The following is a 21,170-nucleotide window of genomic DNA, read 5'->3' as shown; positions in this document are numbered from 1 at the left end:
CCGACTGCCGGCCTGCCGGGGATCACGGCCGACGGCTTGCCGGCCGGGACTGTTCGAGGTCCAGGTCCCGGCCGGCAGCCGAGGATTGGGTGGCCGCGACGGCGACCGTGGTGGGTCGCCGCGGCGCTTTGGTCCGGGCCGGGTGTGTCAGCGGGCCTGGAGCGCGTCGAGGGCGACGGCCATCGCGATGACCAGGCGGCGGTCGATCTGCGGGTTCTGCACCTCGACGACGTACTTGTCGCGCAGGCCCCACTTCTTGACCACCGTGAAGACCGGCTGGCCGTTTGCGGTGAAGTCGAAGTGGTACGGCAGCCAGGACAGCGAGTCGACGAATCGACGCAGCAGTGCCACCGGCATGCTTCGCTCCTGGCCCGTCACCTGCGGCAGGCCGCCCTGCTCGACGTGCCAGGTGGACCGCAGCAGCGACTGGGCGAAGTCCTTGCGGAACAGGCCGATCGGGTTGCCGGCCGCGTCGGTGACGTCGTAGGTGGCGCCGAGGTCGATGCGCTGGCGGGCCTTGAAGCCGAGCAGGGGCTGCTGCTTGGAGTCATCCGTGTAGATGGTCACCTGCTCCTTGAAGGCGAGCCGCTTCTGCTGCGCGAACGCCAACAGCTCACCCTCGGTGCCGTCGGGGGAGACCGCCCGGACCTCGTACTGGTTGACCATCATGCGCAGCCGCTGGCGGATGTGGAACTGGTGCTGGCCCTGCAAGTTGTCGAGCTGCATGAGTACTCCTCTGGGGGTTGGTGCGCCGGAGTCTCGCACAGCCCGACAAGCACCGCCCTCCCCGCTGCCCAAGATCAGTTGCTGCTGGGTAGCCGTCGAGGTCGCCGGACGACTACCCAGCGCGGAGTGATCACTGGTGCCCTAGCAGGATCACTCCGGAAGCCTCAGCGACTGTCGACGGAGGTCGCGGCTCGCAGCGCCCAGGTGTTCAGCACCTGGTGGATGCCGCGCAGCCGCTCGTTGATCTGTTCCAGCCGTTCCGCCTGGGCCAGGGCGGCCAGTGCCGACCCCAGCGCGATCTGCTGGTCGAGGGTGAGATTGTCCTGGTCGATGGTGTAGAGCAGGTCGACGGTCTCGGCGATGGTGTCGGCCACAGCTTCTCCTCGGGCACGGGGGGCGATCAGCAACATTGGCATCGATGGAAGCGCTCCCACATCATTGTGCCCCGTGCCATGCCGATTCATGCAAGCCGGTCAGTCGGGCAGGTTCGTCAACACCACGTCGAGCACCCGGATCGCGTCCGGTTTGGAGAGGGGATTGTTGCCGTTGCCGCATTTCGGTGACTGCACGCAGGACGGGCAGCCGGCCTCGCAGCCGCACTCCGCGATCGCGTCCCGGGTGGCCCGCAGCCACGCCGCCGCCGTTCCGTACGCCCGCTCGGCGAAGCCGGCGCCACCCGGATGCCCGTCGTAGACGAAGACGGTCGGCGCCTCGGTGTCCGGGTGCATGGCGGTGGAGAGCCCACCGATGTCCCACCGGTCGCAGGTGGCCATCAGCGGCAGCAGGCCGATCGCTGCGTGTTCGGCGGCGTGCAGCGCGCCCGGCACGTCGGCCGGCTGGACCCCCGCGAGGGCCAACGACTGCGGCGACAGGGTGAACCAGACCGCCACAGTGCGCAGCTCCCGGGCGGGCAGGTCGAGCGGCCGGGTGTCGATCACCTCGCCGGTGGCGATCCGCCGCCGCTGGTACGACACCACCTGGCTGGTCACGTCCACCTCGCCGAGGAACATGCCGACCGGGCCGGCGTCCACGTAGGAGCGCACCGACACCACTGACAGGTCGGTGACGTCGCGGGCGTGGGTGGACCAGTCCGGCTCCTCGGCGCGCACCAGCGCGCAGCCGTCGGCCAGGTCGAGTTGGCCGACCACGTACGAGACGCCCTGGTGCAGATAGACCGCGCCGGAGTGCAGCAGGAAGTGCGACGAGCCGCCGTCGACGGTGCCGAGCAGCCGGCCGGTCGACGACTCCACCACGGCGACCGGGGCGCCGCCCTCGCCGCGCAGGTCCACCTCGGGTCGCTCCCGGTGCCGCCAGTACCAACCGGTGGGCCGCTGTCGCAGCGCCCCCGCCGCGACCAGCTGATCGACCGCCTCCTTCGCCCCCTCGCCGAAGAGCACCAGGTCGGCCGGGGTGAGCGGCGCCTCCACCGCGGCGCAGGCCAGCTGCGGTGCCAGCACGTACGGGTTGGCCGGGTCGAGCACCGTCGCCTCCACCGGCGCGCCGAAGATCGCCTCCGGGTGGTGCACCAGGTAGGTGTCCAGGGGGTCGTCCCGTGCCACCAGCACCGCGAGGGCCTCCTGCCCGGAACGTCCGGCGCGGCCCGCCTGCTGCCACAGCGACGCCCGGGTGCCCGGGTAGCCGCAGATCAGCACCGCGTCGAGCCCGACCAGGTCCACGCCCAGCTCCAGCGCGTTGGTGGAGGCCAGGCCGAGTAGATCGCCGTGCAGCAGGGCCCGTTCCAACTCGCGTCGCTCCTCCCGCAGGTAACCGCCCCGGTAGGCGGCCACCCGGTCGCCGAGGCCGGGCACGGCGTCGTCCAGCGCTCGACGCGCGTTGGCGGCCACCACCTCGGCGCCCTTGCGGGAGCGGACGAACGCGAGGGTGCGTACCCCCTCGGCGACCGTGTCGGCGAGCAGGTCGGCGGTCTCGCGCAGCGCCGACCGACGGACCTGGTGAAGCTCGTCGTGCTCGCCGGTCGCCTGCGGCGGCACCGGGGAGGTGGCCGACGAGTCGGGTGGCAGCAGCGGCGGTTCCCAGAGTGCGAAGGTCACCCCGCCGCGGGGGGAGGCGTCCTCGGTGACCGCTGTCACCGGCAGGCCGGTCAGCCGTCCGGCCGCGGTGGCCGGGTCGCCGGAGGTGGCCGAGGCGAGCACGAACACCGGGGTGGCCCCGAACCGGGCGCACTGCCGACGCAGCCGACGCAGCACGTGCGCGACGTGCGAGCCGAAGACGCCCCGGTAGGTGTGGCACTCGTCGATCACCACGTACGCGAGTCGGCGCAGGAAACCGGACCACTGGGCATGCCCGGGCAGGATGCCGTGGTGCAGCATGTCCGGGTTGGTCAGCACGAACCGGGAGTGCCGGCGGATCCACTCCCGCTCGGTGCGCGGAGTGTCCCCGTCGTAGCAGGCGGGGCGTACCCCCTCCAGCTCCAGCGAGGCGACGGCGCGCAACTGGTCCGCGGCGAGCGCCTTGGTCGGCGCCAGGTAGAGCACTGTGGCCCGGGGGTCGGCCAGCAGTGTGGCGAGGGCGGGCAACTGGTACGCCAGTGACTTGCCGGACGCGGTGCCGGTGGCGACGACCACGTGCTGGCCCTCGTACGCCAGGTTGGCCGCCTCGGCCTGGTGCTGCCAGGGCGCGACCACGCCGCGCCCGGTGAACGCCGTGCGCAACTCCGCCGGTGCCCACGACGGCCACGGCGCGGGCACACCGGCGCGGGCCGGCACCCGCTCGACGTGGGTGACCGGGTCGGCGGCGCCCCGGGCGCGTAGCCGGCGCAGCAGGTCGGCCGGCGCTGGCCCGGGGCCGGGACCAGCGGATACGGTGGCCGCGGACGACGACTCCAGGTCGTGGCGCGGGGTGCCGCGCGCGGAGCTGAAGTCGTTGGAGGTCACGCCCTGCACTCTCGCACTGGTGTTCGGAGATGAAAAGTCGGACACCGGGGTAAGGGGAAGCCTCCGCTGGCGTCCGCAGGCCGCCCCGGCGGTAGTGGTTAGATGCCCACGAGAGTTTACGGCTCTGGCGAGGAGGACCGATGGAGCTGTCACTGGCGACCCGCACCGTGGGCGAGCACACGGTGCTCGAGGTCGGTGGTGAGGTGGACGTCTACACCGCGCCCCGACTCCGTGAACGACTCCTCGAACTGATCGATGGTGGCGCCCGTCACGTGGTGGTCGACCTCGGTCGGGTGGACTTCCTCGACTCCACCGGGCTGGGCGTGCTGGTCGGCGCGCTCAAGCGGCTCCGCTCGGCGAGCGGTTCGTTCGCGCTGGTCTGCGACAAGGAACCGCTGCTCAAGATCTTCCGGATCACCGCGCTGGACCAGGTGTTTCCGCTGCACCCGACGGTCGACGCGGCGATCAGCGCCGACTCGGCGGGCGCCGGCGCGTGATGGCGACAGTCAAGCTCTCCTTCTCGCCCGCTCCGGTGCACGTGCGTACCGCCCGCCTGGTCGGCGTCGCCGTCGCCCGGCGCGCCGGGGTGCGTGAGGACCTGCTGGACGAGGTGCGCCTGGCCATCGGTGAGGCGTGCACGCGGGCGGTGGCCCTGCACCGGCAGTACGGCCTGGCCGACCCGGTGCTGGTGGAGATGTCCGACGGTGGCTCGTACGCCGTGCGGGTGGTGGACCGGGCGCCGATCGAGGCGGGTATCGGTCTGACCGCGCTGCCGCCGGACGAACTGGCCAACGAGGCGCTGACCGATGAGGCGCTGACCACCGGCGTCGGCTTCGCGCTGCTCGCCGGTTTCGTCGAGGACCTCCAGGTGCGCCCTGTCGACGAGGGCATCGGCACCGAGGTACGGATGGTGTGGCCGGTCGGCCGCTGATTGGTTCCGCTGCGTAGGCCGCGTCCCCTGCTGGGGATGCGGCCTTCTTCGCATGGATGGGGCCCTATATCAGATTTCGTTTCATAACACAGCGACGAAGATCATCGCGACACGGTGCCACCTGGGTGTGACCTCCAACACTGCGGAGGGCTACAGTACCCGGGTTGTCAGCAAGTGACCTATCCCGCAGCCAGCGGGTATGGGTGTTCATCGCTGGTCCGCTGGTGGGTTGGCGCGCGCTTGCGAGTCCGCATCCAGGCGTCGGTCAGTGCGTCTCCACTCACCGGCGCGATGTTCGGTAACAGGAGGACACAGATGTCCGAGACCTTGGCCGCCGACGGCGGCGGGCTTTCCCTTACCGGAAGCAATGTCACCTACGTCGTCATCGCCGCGGTTGTCGCTCTGGTGGCACTCGGTTTCGCTGCCGCCCTGACAAAAACGGTGCTGGCCGCTGGTAAGGGCACCGAGAAAATGCAGGAGATATCGGGGGCGGTCCAGGAGGGCGCCTCGGCCTACCTGCTCCGGCAATTCCGCACCCTTGCGATCTTCGTCGTCGTCGCCGTCGTGCTGCTCTTCCTGCTTCCGGTGCACGACACCGATGGCAGTGAGCTGGCTGTGAAGATCGGCCGCTCGCTCTTCTTCGTGGTGGGCGCCCTGTTCAGCGCGTTCATCGGCGGCGCCGGCATGTGGCTGGCCACCCGCGCCAACCTGCGCGTGGCCGCCGCCGCACGGGAGCGAGTAGGTGGCCGCGAGGCGGCCATGAAGATCGCCTTCCAGACCGGCGGCGTCGTCGGCTTCTTCACCGTCGGCCTCGGCCTCTTCGGTGCGGCGATGGTCGTCCTCGTCTACCGGGGTGACGCGCCCACGGTGCTGGAGGGCTTCGGCTTCGGCGCCGCGCTGCTCGCGATGTTCATGCGCGTCGGCGGCGGCATCTTCACCAAGGCCGCCGACGTCGGCGCCGACCTGGTCGGCAAGGTCGAGCAGGGCATCCCCGAGGATGACCCGCGCAACGCCGCCACCATCGCCGACAACGTGGGCGACAACGTCGGTGACTGCGCCGGCATGGCCGCCGACCTGTTCGAGTCGTACGCGGTGACGCTTGTCGCCGCGCTGATCCTCGGCCGCGCCGCGTTCGGCGAGGAGGGCCTGGTCTTCCCGCTGATCATCTCCACCATCGGCGTGCTGATCGCGATCGTCGGCGTCTTCATCACCCGGCTGCGCGCGTCCGACCGTAACGCCCTGACCGCTATCAACAGGGCCTTCTACCTGTCGGCGGTGCTCTCCGCGGTGCTGGTGGCGATCGCCGCCTACGCGTACCTGCCGGCGACCTTCGGCGAGTTCGACAGTGGCCTCACCGACGCCACCGGCAACCCGCGGCTGGTGGCCATCGGCGCGGTAGTGATCGGCATCGTGCTGGCCGCCGCGATCCAGGCGCTGACCGGCTACTTCACCGAGACCAAACGGCGACCGGTGCAGGACATCGGCAAGAGCTCGCAGACCGGTGCGGCGACAGTGATCCTGGCCGGCATCAGCATCGGCCTGGAGTCGGCTGTCTACTCGGCGCTGCTGATCGGCGCCGGCGTCTTCGGCGCCTTCCTCCTCGGCGGCAGCTCCATCACGCTGTCGCTGTTCGCTGTGGCGCTGGCCGGCACCGGCCTGCTCACCACCGTCGGCGTGATCGTCGCGATGGACACCTTCGGGCCGATCTCCGACAACGCCCAGGGCATCGCCGAGATGTCCGGCGACATCGACGAGCACGGCGCTCGCACGCTGACCGAGCTGGACGCGGTCGGCAACACCACCAAGGCGATCACCAAGGGCATCGCGATCGCCACTGCGGTCCTCGCCGCGACCGCGCTGTTCGGCTCGTACACCGACACGCTCAGCAGCGCGTACGCGACGGCTGGCGTGGGCGACGTCGGCAACGAGATCCTCAACGCGCTGAACGTGGCGAACCCGCGCAACCTGGTCGGCCTGATCATCGGCGCGGCTGTGGTCTTCCTCTTCTCCGGGCTGGCCATCAACGCGGTGTCCCGCTCGGCCGGTGCCGTGGTGATGGAGGTCCGCCGGCAGTTCCGTGAGCTGCCCGGCATCATGGACGGCACCCAGCGCCCGGAGTACGGCAAGGTCGTCGACATCTGCACCCGGGACGCGCAGCGCGAGCTGATGACCCCCGGCCTGCTCGCCATCCTGGCGCCGATCGCTGTCGGCTTCGGCCTCGGGCCCGGCGCGCTCGCGGCGTACCTGGCCGGTGCGATCGGTGCCGGCACCCTGATGGCGGTGTTCCTGTCCAACTCCGGTGGGGCCTGGGACAACGCCAAGAAGCTGGTCGAGGACGGCGCGTACGGGGGCAAGGGCTCCGAGGCGCACGCCGCCACTGTCATCGGCGACACCGTCGGTGACCCGTTCAAGGACACCGCCGGCCCGGCGATCAACCCGCTGATCAAGGTGATGAACCTGGTCTCGCTGCTGATCGCGCCCGCCGTGGTGGCCTGGAGCGTCGGCGACGAACGCAACGTCGGCCTGCGGGTCGGCATCGCGCTGGTCGCGACGCTGATCATCGTGGCGTCGGTGGTGTTCAGCAAGCGCAAGGGCATCGCGATGTCCGACTCGGACGCCGATGGCAACACCGGCGCGGGCAGCACCGATCACCGCCCGGAGACGGTGAACGCCTGATCCACCAACGGCCCGGGGTCCCCGGTCGACGTAGCCCGTCGACCGGGGACCCCGGCCGTCCGGCCCGATGCCACACCTGGCCAAAGGCCGTACGCTGCAACGCATGCGTACGTGCCGGGCGTCTGCCGCCGGAAAGCTCACGGTGGTCCTGGCCACGATCGTCGTCCTGGCCGGCTGCGGCGGGGGTCCCAGCCCACGGGCCTGGGCGGCCTCGGTCTGCGGTGCCCTCACCCCGTGGCGTTCCGAGATCAACAAGCTGACCAGCAGCACTGACGAGCAGATGACAGCGCAGACCACGCCGGCGCAGGCCAAGGAGAACCTGGTGCGGCTCTTCGATGGGGCGGAGCAGGCCAGCGAGGCCGCGCGCCGCAAGGTGGAGAAGGCGGGTATCCCGGAGGCGGAGAACGGCGAGGCCATCTCCGCCGGTTTCCGCAGCTCCCTGGGGAAGATGCGGGACGCGTACGGCCGTGCCCGGGACACCATCGACGGCTTGGGCACCGGCGAGCCGACGGCCTTCTACGACGGCGTGCGGGCCGCCGTGGAGACCCTCAACACGGAGTACGACGCCAGCGCGTTGGACACCAGCAAGCTCAACTCCGAGGAGTTGAAACAGGCATTCGACGAGGTGCCGGAGTGTCGCTGAGCGGGCTCGGTGACACCGGGAAGGCACAGCCGCCCCCGGCGCTGTTCCCCGCGCCCGAGTCCGACACGCCCACTCCCGGGCGACGGCGCGGCGGCGCGCCGCAGAACCGCCCGTCGCAGAACCGCCCGCAGCAGGACGGCTCAGTCCAGAACGGCCCACCCCAGACTGACGACGCTGGCAGACAACTTGTCTTCTTCGGCGCGGACGCGGCCGAACCGACAGTCGCCGACCTGGCCGGCCTGCTCGCCGGGCCCGGTGAGGTGGTCCGGATGGGCGGCACGGCCCGGCTCTCGGTGCAGGTGGACGCCGCCTGGCGGGTGCACGTGCTGGTCGCCGAGTTGGCGTCGCGTGGGCTGGCGGCGAGCTGGGAGCCGATTGAGGGCGCGCGACACGCCGTTCGTACGTCGTACACCCGGGTCTTGAAGCCGCTCGCGGCCGCCTGGCTGCACGGTACGACGAAACGCCCGCCGGCCGCCTTCCACCTGACCGGTCGGCGGTTGCGGCTGTGGCTCGCCGCCGCCGGGACGCCGGAGCCTCCGGACTGCTTCCTGTTGCGGCTGGGCGCCGACGACCACGAGTGTTGGGAGCCGATCGGCGTGGCGCTCGCCTCGGCGGGGATGGCGGGGACGCTGCTCGGCCCGGCTGAGGGCGGCCCGGCGTACCGAATAATCGGCCGCCGCCGGTTGGCCCGCCTCGCCGAGCTGGTCGGCGGGCCGCCGAACGCGGCGCCGGTCGACGCCTGGCCAACCTGATCCACCCCACCTTCACCGGGTCGATCACGGAGCTGTGGTGGGGACGTACTGCTTGTTCTGGCTTAAAACGCCCACCACAAGTCCGTGATCGACGGGGTTGGGCGGCGGCCCGGGGGTGGGCCGGCCGGGTGTCCGGTGCCGGACAGCGGGCGGGTCGATCCAGGCGGAAAACGGGCGGCTCGGGCCTCGGTCGTGGGTCCGCCATCGTCACAGTGACCCGCTTCGAGCCCTACCCACGGTGTACGGTGGCGCCGTCCGGCAGTGCCGAGCGCGGCAGGGTGGCGTCGACAGCCGCCTTGAAGCGGTTTGCGGCCCGCGAAACCCGAAACGCGGGCGGCGCGTTACGTTGGACATCCGGACCGCCGGTGCGACGGCGGGGTCGAAAGCGGTCGCTGTCCGGGCGCCGGCAGACCACGAGCAGGAGTGAGGTCGGGGAGAGACGTGCCGAGCAACGCTGGAACCACCCGTCTGGTCATCGTCGAGTCACCGGCGAAGGCCAAGACGATCTCGGGCTACCTCGGCCCGGGGTACGTCGTGGAGGCCAGCTTCGGTCACGTCCGCGACCTGCCGCGCAACGCCGCCGACGTGCCGGCCAAGTACAAGAAGGAACCCTGGGCCCGGCTCGGGGTGGACGTCGACAACGGCTTCCAGGCGCTCTACGTCGTCTCCGCCGACCGCAGGCAGCAGATCAGCAAGCTGGTGAAGCTGGCCAAGGAAGTCGACGAGATCTTCCTGGCGACGGATGAGGACCGCGAGGGCGAGGCGATCGCCTGGCACCTGGTCGAGACGCTCAAGCCCAAGGTCCCGGTCAAGCGGATGGTCTTCCACGAGATCACCAAGCCGGCGATCCAGGCGGCGGTGGCCAACCCCCGGGAGATCGACCGCGATCTGGTCGACGCCCAGGAGGCGCGCCGGATCCTCGACCGCCTGTACGGCTACGAGGTCTCCCCGGTGCTGTGGAAGAAGGTCATGCCGCGGCTCTCGGCAGGCCGGGTGCAGTCCGTGGCGACCCGCATCGTGGTCGAGCGGGAGCGGCAGCGGATGGCCTTCCGCACCGCCGAATACTGGGACATCCTGGCCACCCTCGCGGTGGCCAACGTCGGCGAGGGCCCGCGTGCGTTCAACGCGACCCTCATCGCGCTCAACGGTGACCGGATCGCCACCGGTAAGGACTTCGAGCCGACCACCGGCCGGGTGAAGCCTGGCGCCGGTGTCGTCCACCTCGACGAGAGCGGGGCCCGTGGTCTCGCGGCTCGCTTGGAGGGGCGGCCGTTCACCGTCACCCGGGTCGAGGAGAAGCCCTACCGCCGTCGCCCGTACGCGCCGTTCATCACCTCGACCCTCCAGCAGGAGGCGGCCCGCAAGCTGCGCCTGTCCTCGCAGCAGACGATGCGCACCGCGCAGCGCCTGTACGAGAACGGCTACATCACCTATATGCGTACCGACTCGGTCAACCTGTCGGAGACCGCCATCTCGGCGGCGCGTCGACAGATCGTCGAGCTGTACGGCGAGCGCAGCGTTCCGCCGGAGCCGCGCCGCTACACCGGCAAGGTGAAGAACGCGCAGGAGGCGCACGAGGCGATCCGCCCGGCGGGGGACAACTTCCGTACCCCGGGCGAGGTGGCCAAGGAGCTGTCCGCCGAGGAGTTCAAGCTCTACGAGCTGATCTGGCGGCGCACCATCGCCTCGCAGATGACCGACGCGGTCGGCTCCAGCGTGTCGGTGCGCATCCGGGCGGTCTCCACCTCCCAGGAGGAAGCCGACTTCGGCGCGACCGGCAAGACCATCACCGACCCGGGCTTCCTGCGCGCCTACGTCGAGTCCAGCGACGACGAGAACGCCGAGGCCGAGGACGCCGAGCGCCGGCTGCCCACCCTGGTCAAGGACCAGCCGCTGACCGCCGACGAACTGGCCGCGCAGGGCCACCACACCCAGCCGCCGTCGCGCTACACCGAAGCGTCGCTGGTCAAGGCCCTGGAAGAGCTGGGCATCGGCCGCCCGTCCACCTACGCGTCGATCATGCAGACGATCCAGGACCGGGGGTACGTCACCAAGCGCGGCCAGGCGATGATCCCGACCTTCCTGGCCTTCGCGGTGATCGGGCTGATGGAGCGGCACTACCCCCGCCTCATCGACTACGACTTCACGGCCACCATGGAGAACGAGCTGGACGAGATCGCCGGCGGTGACCACGCGGCGGTCGACTTCCTCACGGCGTTCTACTTCGGCAGCTCCAACGGTGCCGGCGACCAGGACATCGCCCGTTCTGGTGGGCTCAAGAAGCTGGTCACCGAGAACCTCAGCGACATCGACGCCCGCAGCGTCAACTCCATCCCGCTCTTCACCGACGACGACGGCCGCGAGGTCGTGGTGCGGGTCGGCCGCTACGGGCCGTACCTGCAACGTGAACTGCCCGGCGGTGAGCAGCCGGCACCGGCTGCCGAGGGCGAGGAGGGCGGCTCCCAGGGTGACCGGGCGCCGATCCCCGAGGGCCTGGCCCCGGACGAGCTGACCCCGGAGAAGGTGCACGAGCTGTTCCTGGGCGGCAGCGGCGAGCGCAAGCTCGGCGACGACCCCGGCACCGGCGAGCCGATCGTGCTCAAGTCCGGCCGGTTCGGCCCGTACGTGTCCAGCGGCGAGCGGAAGTCGTCGCTGCTGCGTACGCAGACCCCGGACTCGCTGACGCTGGAGGAGGCGCTCAAGCTGCTCAGCCTTCCCCGGCTGATCGGTGTCGCGCCGGACGGCGTCGAGGTCTTCGCGAACAACGGTCGCTACGGCCCGTACGTCAAGCGGGGCGAGGAGTTCCGGTCGCTGGAGTCCGAGGACCAGATGTTCACTGTCGGTCTGGACGAGGCGCTGGCTCTGCTGGCCGCGCCGAAGGCGCGTGGACGGCGAGCTGCGGCCCCGCCGTTGCGCGAGATGGGCGTGGACCCGGCCACCGAGAAGCCGATGGTGATCAAGGACGGCCGGTTCGGCCCGTATGTCACCGACGGTGAGTTCAACGCGTCGCTGCGGCGCGGGCAGACTCCCGAGGCGCTGACCATCGAGGAAGCGTCCGAGATGCTGGCCGAGAAGCGGGCGAAGGGCCCGGCGCCGAAGAAGAAGGCGGCGGCGAAGAAGGCGCCCGCGAAGAAGGCCACGGCCACCAAGAAGACGGCCGCCGCCAGCAAGTCCACTGCCGCGAAGAAGACCACGACGGCCAAGGCGACGGCGGCGAAGAAGGCTCCGGCGAAGAAGGCCGCCCCACGCAAGGCAGCGACCAGCACGGAGTAGCCCTCCGCGCCGTCTGAACCGGGCTTCAGAATCTTGGACAGTTTCCGTTCGGAAACTGTCCAAGATCTATTTTGCGGTGTTTCGGGTCACGCGAGTGGCTCAGTCCTTCACTGTTTCGCCGGTACGGTCGTACCGTATGGTCATGCCGATCAGGAAGAGGCGTGCTGGCGGAGACAGGCGGGACGCCGTTCTCGACGCCGTGGCCGGCGTGCTGGCCGCCCGCGGATACGAGAACACCCGCTTCACCGACGTGTCCGCTGCCGGCGGGGTCGCGATCAGCACCCTCCAGACCTACTTCGGCTCCCGCGAAGACATGATCATCGAGGCCATGCAGGTGTTCACCGACCGGGAGGTCGAGGCCCTGAGGGCCGTCTCCGCCGCCGAGGATGATCCGTGGCGACGACTCGTCGCGCTTGTCGACCGGAGTCTGCACAATTCGGAGCAGACCCGGCAGGTGCTTGTGGAGTTCTGGCGCTCCGCGATGCGTGACGACGAGCTGCGTGACTACAGCGCCACAGTGCAGGAGCGGTACCGGGCGCCCTTCCTGGCCGCCGTCCGGGAGGGCGCTGCCCGGGGTGCGTTCACGCTGGCCCAGGACGCCGAGGCCGTGACGGACCTCCTGCTCGCGGCGCTGGCCGGTCTGATCATCTCCCGGGTCCAGAGCCACCCCACGCCGGCACCCGCTGACTTCCGCGATGTCCTCCTGGGCCAGCTCCGACTGATGCTGGGCGTCAACGGCTCCCCACCCGAACGGATCGAGGCACGATGACCACGGTCGAAATCACCCGCTTTCGCGTCCCCGCCGAGCGCGCTGACGCCCTGCTGGCCGCGCGGCCGGCGATGCTGCGCGACTTCCAGGCCGATCGTGGCGGCTTCCTCGACGCGCGACTGATCCGGCTGACGGCCGACGAGTGGCTGGACATCGTCTTCTGGAGTTCGTCAGAGGACTACGCCGAATCCCGCCGTCGAGGCGCCAACCTGCCCGGCATCCAGACGTTCTTCTCCCTGATCGATTCGGTGATCAGCATGGAGGAGGGCACCACTACCGACCTGGACCGGCCATGATCTGGACCGCCGGTTTCCGTACCGGAGTGCTCAGTCCGTACGAGCGGCTCCAGTTCAGCGAACCCCGTGGCTTCACCGACCAGACCGTTCGTCAGGTGCTGCACCTGGCCGGCGGCGGGGAGGCCTTCCGGGTACGGCTGACGAACCGCTACGGCCGCACTCCGTTGACCATCGGGGCTGCCACTGTCGCCGTCGGCGGTCAGTGGGTCGCCCTCACCGTCGACGGCGCGGAGCGCCACGTCATCCCGGCGGGCGAGGAGGCGGTCACCGACCCGGTGGACATCCCCGTCGCGGCCGGCACGGATCTGGTGCTGAGCCTCTACCTTCCGGAGCGGACCGGTCTGGCCACCCACTCGCACAAGCCGGCCGAAGTCGCCCGGATAGCCGACGGCAATCACGTCACCTCTCCCGCACTGGTGGGGGCCGAGCAGGTCGAGGCGAGGTTCTACCTGGCGGGCGTCGACGTGCTCGCCCCCCGGGACACCGTCGTAGCCGTGGCCTTCGGCGACTCCTGGTTCGAAGGGGTCGGCACCACGACGAGCGCGAATCGTCGCTCGGTCGACGTCCTCAACCGGCGTCTGAAGCGCGGGTGGGTGGTCAACCAGGGCATCGCCGGGAACCGTCTCCTGCGCGACGGCGTCGGCGAACACGGTCTGGCGCGCTTCGACAGTGACGTTCTCTCCATCCCCGCCCTGACCCACGTCCTGGTCCACTTCGGTATCAACGACCTTGGCCTTCCGGTCATGTTGGGCGAGCCGCCTGTCACCGCCGACGCCCTCGTCGAGGGCTTCCGAGCGCTGGCCGACCGCGCTCACGGCGCCGGTCTGCGGATCGTCGTCGCCACCATCGGCCCGTTCGCGGGCGCCGGCCCGGAGATCAGCACGCCGGCGGGCCTCGCCACCCGACGCGAGGTGAACGACTGGATCCGTACGACTGACGCCTTCGACGCCGTCGTCGATGTGGCGAGCGCTGTCGCGGACCCGCACGCCCCCGACCACATCCACCCGGCGCTGGACAGCGGCGACGGCATGCACCTGAACGACAGGGGCGCGGAGGCGATGGCCGACGCGGTGAACCTGGACGACCTGGCGCGCTAGCGCTGATCACCGCGCGTACCGATGGAAGTCGTCAGACCCCGAGGACGTGGTTCAGGTGGGCGTTGGTGAAGACGCGATCAGGGTCGAGCCGGTCTCGGACCGCCTGGAAGTCCGCGAAGCGGGGGTACGCAGTGGCCAGCGAGGCGGCGTCGCGGTAGTGCAGCTTGCCCCAGTGCGGGCGACCGCCCAGCCCGGCGGCCACCTGCTCGAAGGCCCGGAAGTACGGCTCGTACGGCATGCCGACGTACTGGTGCACGGCGATGTAGGCGTTGTCCCGGCCGTAGCCGTGCGACAGCCAGATGTCGTCGCCGGCGGTGAATCGCACCTCCACCGGGAAGAGCACCTTGAACGGCAGGCCGTCCACGATCCGCTGGAGCGCGGCGAGCGCCTCGGGCAACGCCTCGCGGGGCAGGCCGTACTCCATCTCGACGAAGCGGACCCGGCGCGGCGTGCAGAAGACCCGGTCGGAGCGGCCGGTGTACTGACGTTCGGTGAGGGCGCGGGCGGAGACCGCGCTGATCCCCGGGGCCAGCGCGGGCACGGCCCGGCCGAGTCGGCAGGCGCCGGCGAAGACCCGATTGGACAGGAAGTCGTCGTCCACCCAGCCGCGCCAGCGCGACAGCGGCCGGTCGTTGGCGGGTACCCGGTCGTTGGCCTTGACCTGGACCCGGGAGGTGTACGGGAACCAGTAGAACTCGACGTGGTCGTGCCGGCCGATCAGGTCGGGCAGTTCGCCGAGCACGTTGGCCAGCTCGGCCGGTCGTTCGTGGGCACGCAGGACGAAGGCGTCCACGCAGCGCAGGGTCACCTCGACCAGGACGCCGAGCGCGCCGAGTGACACCCGGGCTGCGGCGAGGACGTCGGGATGCTCGTCGGCGGAGCAGCGCAGCACCTCGCCGGTGCCGGTGACCAGCGTGATCGCCTCGACGAAGGTGGAGAGGCACCCGTAACCGGCTCCGGTGCCGTGGGTGCCGGTGGAGATCGCCCCGGCGACGGTCTGCGCGTCGATGTCGCCGAGGTTGGGCAGCGCGAGGCCGTGCCGGGCGAGCAGGCCGTTGAGCGCGTGCAGGGTCATGCCCGCCGGCACCGTGACAAGTCGGTGTGCGACGTCCACGCTGACCATGGTGTCCAGGTCGGACAGATCCATCCGGCGGTCGTCGGCGAGCGCGACGGCGGTGAATGAGTGGCCGCTGCCCGTCACCCGGATCCGACCGCCGTCGGCGGCGGCAGATCTGACGGCTTCTGCGACGTCTTCCGGCGAGCCGGGGCGCAGGATCGCGCTGGCGCTGCCACGCTGGTTCCCGGCCCAGTTGGACCATCCAGCCCCGAGCGGTGCGGTGCGGACCATGCGCGCTCCTCATTCATGAATATGAACTGACTTCATATCAGGAACGTTCTAGCTGGTAAATACCGCAATTGCGATCCGCTCGTTGTACCGGTAGTCACGGACTCGTGACGTGGAGATATGTTCATCCGTCGAAGGGGGGTGGCGCAGAGTGTCCACACCAGCCGCCACGACCGGGCCGCTGCGCCGCGTACCGGTGCAAGGTCGAAGTGTCGCGCGGGTACAGCGCATGTTGGATGCCTGCGCCGAACTCGTCGACGAGGTGGGGTACGAGGGGCTGACCACCACCCTGCTCGCCGAGCGGGCCGAGGTGGCGATCGGGTCGGTCTACCAGTTCTTCCCGGACAAGCGAGCGATCGTGCAGGCGTTGACCTTGCGGACCATGGAGTCCTATCTCCAGCGCCTCGACGAGCGGTTCGCCTCCGACGAGATGACCCACTGGTGGGACGGCGTCGACGCGGGCATCGACGAGTACATCACGATGCACCGCACCGTCCCGGGCTTCCGTACCCTGCACTTCGGCGACGTGGTCGACCTGCACCTGCTCGACGAGCAGCGGGACAACAACGGCGTGATCGCCGACCAGTTGGCCCGGGTGCTCACCGAACGTTTCGGGCTCACCGACGTGCCCAAGCTGCGCTTCGTGCTGGAGATCGCTGTCGAGGCGGCGGACGCGCTGATCAAGCTCGCGTTCCGCCGGAAGTCCGAAGGCGACGAGCGGGTGCTGCTGGAGGCGAAGGCGTTGATCCGGGAGTACCTGCACCGCCAGGTGGACGGCCCGGACAATGGCCGACCCGCCGTCGGCAAGCAGGCTGAGGCGCCCCAACCCGCCTGAGTCGGTGTGGCGCGCGGTCCTCGGCCGGCGGTGAGGGCGGCTGTCCGGTCTCAGAGGAAGGCCTGCCCCTCACCCCGGTAGGTGGGGACTCTCGCCACCACCGCGTCGCCCTCGATCAGGTGCAGCTCGTTGACCCGTTCACACAGCTCACCTGCCTTGGCGTGCCGGAACCACACCCGGTCGCCGACGTTCAGCCCGGCCGCCGCCGCTCCGGACAGTGGAGTCTGCACCTCGCCGGCGCCCTCGGTGCCGACCAGCTTCAGCCCCGCCGGTAGCCACGGCCGGGGCAGTCGACTGTCGGCGGCCGGGCCGGAGGCGATCCAGCCACCGCCGAGCACCGTCGCCAGTTCCGGCGTCGGTCGGCGGACCACCGCGCAGGCGAAGAACGCCGCTGGGGTGGGCCGCCAGGCGCGGTACGCGTCGAACAGCGTCGGCCCGTACAGGCCCGATCCCGCGGTGATCTCGGTTACCGCGGGATCGGCGCTGGTCGCGGCCACGCTGCCGGTGCCGCCGCCGTTGACGAACTCCAGGTCGGCGTGCTCGCGTACCGCGGCGACCGCCGCGCCGCGGCGGGCCAGCAACTCGCGGTACGACCCACGCTGGGCCAGCCTGATCGCGCCGGCCAGCAGCGTCTTGCCCGGCGGCGCGTCACCCAGGCCGGCGATCTGCGCCTCGTACGACATCAGCCCGACCAGCCGGAAGCCGGGTCGACCGGCGACGGCTGCGGCGAGCGCGCCGGCCGCCCGCGCGCTGTGCACCGGTGAGCGGCGGACGCCGACGTGCACCCGACCGCGTAGCGGTCGCCAGGAAGCGTCCAGATCCAGGCAGAGCCGCAGCTCGGCGCGCTGCCCCGGCGCCGTGATGGCGTCGATGAGGTCGAGTTGGCCGGTGCTGTCGATCATCAGGGTGATCGCGGCGGCGAGCGTCGGGTCGGCGCCCAGTTCGGCGAGGGCGGCCCGGTCCGCGCTCGGGTACGCGACCAGCACGTCGTCGCTGACGCCGGCGCGGACCAGCCAGATCGCCTCGGGCACTGTGAACGCCATCACGCCCTGCCAGCCGGGCCGAGCGAGGGCTCGACTGATCAACTCCCGGCTGCGGACCGACTTGCTGGCCAGGCGGACCGGTTTTCCCGCGGCGCGATCGGCCAAGGCGACCGTATTGGCGTCGAAGGCGGTGAGGTCGACCACCGCGTACGGGGGGTCGAGGTGGGCAGTCGCCCGATCCAGGCGCTCGCGAAGTTTGTCGCTTTCGATGGCCACGTGTGCACGCTAACTGTCCGACGGAGAATGCGAAATACCCTCGCGTACGTCCGGGCTGCGGTCGGTACCTCCGGCGGCCTAGGCTCAGCGAGCAGGAGAATGTCGCCCGGGGGGTGGCCCCCACCGGGTCTAGAGTGTTGCACCGGAGGTGCCCAGCGATGGGCCGGCACGTGGAGGTACGGCCATCGAAAGCCAGAACAGCGGCGAGTCGCCCGGCGTGTCGCGCTCGGGTGCCCAGTCGGACAACGCCGCCCAGCAGCCCAACGGCGGTCAGGTTGATCCGTCCGGTTATGCCGCAATCCGGTCCGTGCTGCGCATCCGGCCGTTCCGCCGGCTGTGGATCGTGCTCGGCGCGGCCTCCTTCGGTGACTGGCTCGGCCTGCTGGCCACCGCCCTCTTCGCCGCCTCGCAGGTGCAGGGCAGCACCGCACAGGGCGCGGCGTTCGGCGGGGTCACCGCGATCCGGCTGCTGCCCGCGCTGGTGCTCGGCCCGGTGGCCGGCGTCTTCGCCGACCGGTTCGACCGGCGCTGGACGATGGTCATCTGCGACCTGCTGCGCTTCGTGCTCTTCGCCTCCATTCCGCTCTACGCCCTCAGTGGCGCCGCAGGCGGCCTGGTGGTCGGCTGGGCGCTGATCGCCACCTTCCTGATCGAGTCGCTCACCCTGCTCTGGATCCCGGCCAAGGAGGCCGCGGTCCCGAACCTGATCCCGCGGGCCCGGCTGGAAGCGGCCAACCAGCTCACCCTGATCACCACCTACGGCCTCACCCCGGTCGCCGCCGCCATCAGCCTTGCCGTGCTCGACCGTGGCGTCCGTGGTGCCGTCGGCGGCGACCTGCCCTCCTGGGCCGAGCCGGCCCAACTCGCGCTCTGGATCAACTCCTTCTCCCGGCTCGCCACCGCACTGGTGGTGGCATTCGGGATCAAGGAGATCAGCGAGGCGCAACGCGGTGAGGCCGAGCGTGCCGAGCAGAGCATGTTCCGGCAGTTCTCCGAGGGTTGGAAGTACATCGGCCAGACCCCGCTCGTCCGCGGCCTGGTGCTGGGCATCTTCGGCGCGTTCGCCGGCGGCGGCATCGTGGTCGGCACCGCCAAGTTCTTCGCCAACTCGCTGGGCGCCGGCGACGCGGCGTTCTCGCTGCTCTTCGGTGCCATCTTCGTCGGCCTGGCGCTCGGCATCGGGCTCGGCCCGATGGTCGTCAAGGAGATGTCCCGGCGTCGCTGGTTCGGCATGAGCATCGTGCTGGCCAGCGCCGCGGTGATGACCCTCGCCTTCGCCATCCACCTGTCCATGGCTATCGTCGGCGCGGTGCTGGTCGGCGCCGGTGCCGGAATGGCCTTCCTGGCCGGCACCACACTGCTGGGCGGCGAGGTGGCCGACGAGGTGCGCGGCCGGGTCTTCGCTGTCGTGCAGATCGGCACCCGGCTGGTGCTGATCCTGGCCATCGGGCTGAGCAGCGTGTTGGTCGGCGTCGGCGGCTCCCGCAAACTGACAATCGCCGACCTCGGCATCTCCGTCTCCTCCACCCGACTGCTGCTGCTCGCCGCCGGTGCCGCCGGCATCTTCGCCGGCATCAGCGCGTTCGGCCAGATGGACGACAAGAAGGGTGTCCCGGTCCTCGCCGACCTGTGGGGCTCCATCCGGGGCCGTCCGCTGATGCCCGCCGAGCCGTTCGTCTCCGCCGGGCTCTTCGTGGTCTTCGAGGGCGGCGAGGGCGCGGGGAAGTCCACCCAGCTCAGCGCGCTCTCCGAGCGGCTGCGCGGTCACGGCCGGGAGGTGGTGGTCACCCGCGAGCCGGGGGCCACCGGCGTCGGCCGGCGAATCCGGTCGCTGGTGCTGGACACCTCCGGCGACGACGCGCCCTCCCCCCGGGCCGAGGCGCTGCTCTACGCCGCCGACCGGGCGCACCACGTGGCCACGGTCGTCCGGCCCGCGCTGGTTCGGGGCGGCGTGGTGATCAGTGACCGGTACGTCGACTCGTCCCTGGCGTACCAGGGCGCCGGCCGGACTCTGCCTGTCGACGAGGTTTCCTGGCTTTCCTCCTGGGCCACCGGTGGGCTCAAGCCCGACCTGGTGGTGCTGCTGGACGTCGAACCGCGTACCGGCCTGTCCCGGGTGGCCTCGCGCAACACCGGCACCGACCGGCTGGAGGCCGAGTCGATCGCCTTCCACGAACGCGTCCGGTACGCGTTCCTCGACCTCGCTGCCGCCGACCCGAAGCGCTACCTGGTGCTCGACGCGTCCCGGCCGACCGACGAGATCACCAGGAAGGTGGTCCGGCGGGTCGAGGAGATGCTCGGCAAGCCGGGCGGCATCGTGCACCCGCGGCCGGCGCAGGGCCCGGACACGTCGGTGCAGCCTGAGTTATCCGACGCGGAGCTGGTGACGATGGAGCACAAGACCTGATGCCGGACGTCTTCGCCGACCTGGTCGGTCAGGACGAGGCGGTGGTCGAGCTACGGCGCGCCGCCGCCGCGGCAGCCGCCGTGCTGCGTGCTGGCGCGGCCGCGTTGGTCACCGCCGGCCCGGCCAGCGGTGACGAGTCAGCCGCCGACGACGCCGTGACCGGCGGGGTGGACCCGTCCACCGGGATGACGCACGCCTGGATCTTCACCGGGCCACCCGGCTCCGGCCGCTCGGTCGCCGCACGGGCGTTCGCCGCCGCACTTCAGTGCGTGCACGGCACCGGCTGCGGTGAGTGCCCCGGCTGCCGCACCACAATGGGCGGCACCCACGCCGACGTGCGGATGGTGGTGCCGGAAGGGCTCTCCATCGGCGTCGGCGAGATGCGCGCGCTGGTGCTCCGCGCGGCCAGCACCCCGTCCGGCGGGCGCTGGCAGGTGGTCGTCATCGAGGACGCCGACCGGCTCACCGAGGCCGCCGGCAACGCGCTGCTCAAGGCGATCGAGGAACCTCCGCCGCGCACGGTCTTCCTGCTCTGCGCCCCGTCCACCCACCCGGACGACATCTCGGTGACCATCCGGTCGCGCTGTCGTGTCGTACCCCTGCGGCAGCCGCCGGCCGCCGATGTGGCCGCGGTGCTGGTTCGTCGGGACGGCATCGCGCCCGACGTGGCGCAGTGGGCGGCGGCGGCCGCGCAGGGTCACGTGGGTCGGGCCCGCCGGCTGGCCCGCGACCCGGAGGCCCGCAAACGACGCGAGGCGGTGCTCGCTGTGCCCCGCCGGCTGACCGGTGTCGGCGCGGCGTTCGACGCGGCGTCGGCGCTGATCGAGGCGGCCGAGGCGGAGGCCGAGGCGTCGGTCACCGAGGCCGACACGACCGAGCGGGCGGCACTGGAGACCGCGCTCGGCGCGGGCGGCACCGGCCGGGGCGCGGCCGGCGCCATGCGAGGCGCTGCCGGGCAGCTCAAGGAGCTGGAGAAGCGGCAGAAGTCCCGGGCCACCCGGGCCCAGCGGGACGCACTGGACCGGGCGCTGGTCGACCTCGCGGGCTTCTACCGCGACGCGCTCACCATGGCGCTGCGCGCACCCGTCGCCCCGGTGCACACCGACACGGCCGCGTTGGCCGGCGCCGGCGCGCAGAAGTGGGACGCCGATGGGTCGCTGCGCCGGTTGGAGGCCGTGCTCGCCTGCCGTGCGGCGATCGAGGCGAACGTCAAGCCGCGGATCGCGGTCGAGGCGATGATGCTCGCCCTCTGGAAGGGCTGACCCGC

Annotated in this window: 17 protein-coding genes; 12 read left to right on the top strand and 5 right to left on the bottom strand. The window is 71.0% G+C overall.

What is annotated here, in order from left to right; translation table 11 throughout:
* Positions 1 to 147: 147 nt before the first annotated feature.
* The 3 genes from OG992_RS18980 to OG992_RS18970 form a co-directional block, all read right to left on the bottom strand.
* Positions 148 to 726, bottom strand: a complete 579-nt coding sequence (locus OG992_RS18980) for a hypothetical protein (protein ID WP_210783986.1) — start codon at positions 724 to 726, stop codon at positions 148 to 150.
* 164 nt (positions 727 to 890) lie between these two features.
* On the bottom strand, positions 891 to 1,100 hold the full coding sequence (locus tag OG992_RS18975; protein WP_030334221.1) for a hypothetical protein: 210 nt from the start codon (positions 1,098 to 1,100) through the stop codon (positions 891 to 893).
* Between the two features lie 99 nt (positions 1,101 to 1,199).
* Positions 1,200 to 3,620 carry a DEAD/DEAH box helicase gene (locus tag OG992_RS18970; RefSeq protein ID WP_266303929.1) on the bottom strand — a complete coding sequence of 807 codons (2,421 nt, stop codon included), beginning with the start codon at positions 3,618 to 3,620 and terminating at the stop codon, positions 1,200 to 1,202.
* Between the two features lie 140 nt (positions 3,621 to 3,760).
* Between OG992_RS18970 and OG992_RS18965 the strand changes: the two genes are divergently transcribed.
* The 9 genes from OG992_RS18965 to OG992_RS18925 all read left to right on the top strand — a co-directional run bounded on the left by OG992_RS18965 (position 3,761) and on the right by OG992_RS18925 (position 14,057).
* Positions 3,761 to 4,117 carry an STAS domain-containing protein gene (locus OG992_RS18965; RefSeq protein ID WP_091395433.1) on the top strand — a complete coding sequence of 119 codons (357 nt, stop codon included), beginning with the start codon at positions 3,761 to 3,763 and terminating at the stop codon, positions 4,115 to 4,117.
* Complete coding sequence (locus tag OG992_RS18960) at positions 4,114 to 4,551, top strand: ATP-binding protein (protein ID WP_238684776.1); 438 nt, start codon at positions 4,114 to 4,116, stop codon at positions 4,549 to 4,551. The genes OG992_RS18965 and OG992_RS18960 overlap by 4 nt, the downstream gene beginning before the upstream one ends.
* 315 nt (positions 4,552 to 4,866) lie before the next feature.
* Positions 4,867 to 7,227 carry a sodium-translocating pyrophosphatase gene (locus tag OG992_RS18955; protein ID WP_238684775.1) on the top strand — a complete coding sequence of 787 codons (2,361 nt, stop codon included), beginning with the start codon at positions 4,867 to 4,869 and terminating at the stop codon, positions 7,225 to 7,227.
* Positions 7,228 to 7,330: 103 nt separating this feature from the next.
* Positions 7,331 to 7,870 (top strand): hypothetical protein, encoded by a 540-nt coding sequence (locus OG992_RS18950; protein ID WP_238684774.1) that lies wholly within the window; start codon positions 7,331 to 7,333, stop codon positions 7,868 to 7,870.
* Positions 7,861 to 8,622: a hypothetical protein gene (locus OG992_RS18945; protein WP_266303928.1), complete on the top strand. Its 762-nt coding sequence runs from the start codon at positions 7,861 to 7,863 to the stop codon at positions 8,620 to 8,622. Before OG992_RS18950 ends, OG992_RS18945 begins: the two co-directional genes overlap by 10 nt.
* A gap of 441 nt (positions 8,623 to 9,063) precedes the next feature.
* Positions 9,064 to 11,895 (top strand): type I DNA topoisomerase, encoded by a 2,832-nt coding sequence (topA, locus tag OG992_RS18940; protein WP_266303927.1) that lies wholly within the window; start codon positions 9,064 to 9,066, stop codon positions 11,893 to 11,895.
* 142 nt (positions 11,896 to 12,037) lie between these two features.
* Positions 12,038 to 12,664: a TetR/AcrR family transcriptional regulator gene (locus OG992_RS18935; RefSeq protein WP_238684771.1), complete on the top strand. Its 627-nt coding sequence runs from the start codon at positions 12,038 to 12,040 to the stop codon at positions 12,662 to 12,664.
* Complete coding sequence (locus tag OG992_RS18930) at positions 12,661 to 12,960, top strand: hypothetical protein (RefSeq protein ID WP_266303926.1); 300 nt, start codon at positions 12,661 to 12,663, stop codon at positions 12,958 to 12,960. Before OG992_RS18935 ends, OG992_RS18930 begins: the two co-directional genes overlap by 4 nt.
* Positions 12,957 to 14,057 carry a GDSL-type esterase/lipase family protein gene (locus tag OG992_RS18925; protein ID WP_266303925.1) on the top strand — a complete coding sequence of 367 codons (1,101 nt, stop codon included), beginning with the start codon at positions 12,957 to 12,959 and terminating at the stop codon, positions 14,055 to 14,057. The genes OG992_RS18930 and OG992_RS18925 overlap by 4 nt, the downstream gene beginning before the upstream one ends.
* Before the next feature lie 31 nt (positions 14,058 to 14,088).
* Here the strand turns inward: OG992_RS18925 and OG992_RS18920 are convergent, their stop codons facing one another.
* Positions 14,089 to 15,405 (bottom strand): D-arabinono-1,4-lactone oxidase, encoded by a 1,317-nt coding sequence (locus OG992_RS18920; RefSeq protein ID WP_238684768.1) that lies wholly within the window; start codon positions 15,403 to 15,405, stop codon positions 14,089 to 14,091.
* Between the two features lie 226 nt (positions 15,406 to 15,631).
* Between OG992_RS18920 and OG992_RS18915 the strand changes: the two genes are divergently transcribed.
* Complete coding sequence (locus tag OG992_RS18915) at positions 15,632 to 16,237, top strand: TetR family transcriptional regulator (protein WP_266303924.1); 606 nt, start codon at positions 15,632 to 15,634, stop codon at positions 16,235 to 16,237.
* A 50-nt stretch (positions 16,238 to 16,287) separates the two neighbouring features.
* On the opposite strand, the gene OG992_RS18910 is transcribed toward OG992_RS18915, so the two are convergent.
* Entirely contained in the window at positions 16,288 to 17,496 is a 1,209-nt protein-coding gene (locus tag OG992_RS18910; RefSeq protein WP_238684766.1) for an amino acid deaminase/aldolase, read from the bottom strand.
* A gap of 307 nt (positions 17,497 to 17,803) precedes the next feature.
* Between OG992_RS18910 and tmk the strand changes: the two genes are divergently transcribed.
* Both tmk and OG992_RS18900 read left to right on the top strand, forming a co-directional pair.
* Positions 17,804 to 19,903: a dTMP kinase gene (gene tmk, locus OG992_RS18905; protein ID WP_266305230.1), complete on the top strand. Its 2,100-nt coding sequence runs from the start codon at positions 17,804 to 17,806 to the stop codon at positions 19,901 to 19,903.
* Positions 19,903 to 21,165: a DNA polymerase III subunit delta' gene (locus OG992_RS18900; RefSeq protein ID WP_266303923.1), complete on the top strand. Its 1,263-nt coding sequence runs from the start codon at positions 19,903 to 19,905 to the stop codon at positions 21,163 to 21,165. The genes tmk and OG992_RS18900 overlap by 1 nt, the downstream gene beginning before the upstream one ends.
* The last annotated feature ends 5 nt before the right edge of the window (positions 21,166 to 21,170 follow it).

This window comes from Micromonospora sp. NBC_00362 (assembly GCF_026342155.1).
Taxonomy (GTDB): domain Bacteria; phylum Actinomycetota; class Actinomycetes; order Mycobacteriales; family Micromonosporaceae; genus Micromonospora; species Micromonospora hortensis.
This window is presented reverse-complemented; position numbering and strand designations above follow the sequence as displayed.

Coding starts and splice junctions, on each gene's coding strand:
- OG992_RS18965 (WP_091395433.1), top strand. CDS start 3,761: ATGGAGCTGTCACTGGCGACCCGCACCGTGGGCGAGCACACGGTGCTC.
- OG992_RS18980 (WP_210783986.1), bottom strand. CDS start 726: ATGCAGCTCGACAACTTGCAGGGCCAGCACCAGTTCCACATCCGCCAG.
- OG992_RS18935 (WP_238684771.1), top strand. CDS start 12,038: ATGCCGATCAGGAAGAGGCGTGCTGGCGGAGACAGGCGGGACGCCGTT.
- OG992_RS18925 (WP_266303925.1), top strand. CDS start 12,957: ATGATCTGGACCGCCGGTTTCCGTACCGGAGTGCTCAGTCCGTACGAG.
- OG992_RS18900 (WP_266303923.1), top strand. CDS start 19,903: ATGCCGGACGTCTTCGCCGACCTGGTCGGTCAGGACGAGGCGGTGGTC.
- OG992_RS18915 (WP_266303924.1), top strand. CDS start 15,632: ATGTTGGATGCCTGCGCCGAACTCGTCGACGAGGTGGGGTACGAGGGG.
- OG992_RS18955 (WP_238684775.1), top strand. CDS start 4,867: ATGTCCGAGACCTTGGCCGCCGACGGCGGCGGGCTTTCCCTTACCGGA.
- OG992_RS18950 (WP_238684774.1), top strand. CDS start 7,331: ATGCGTACGTGCCGGGCGTCTGCCGCCGGAAAGCTCACGGTGGTCCTG.
- OG992_RS18920 (WP_238684768.1), bottom strand. CDS start 15,405: ATGGTCCGCACCGCACCGCTCGGGGCTGGATGGTCCAACTGGGCCGGG.
- OG992_RS18930 (WP_266303926.1), top strand. CDS start 12,661: ATGACCACGGTCGAAATCACCCGCTTTCGCGTCCCCGCCGAGCGCGCT.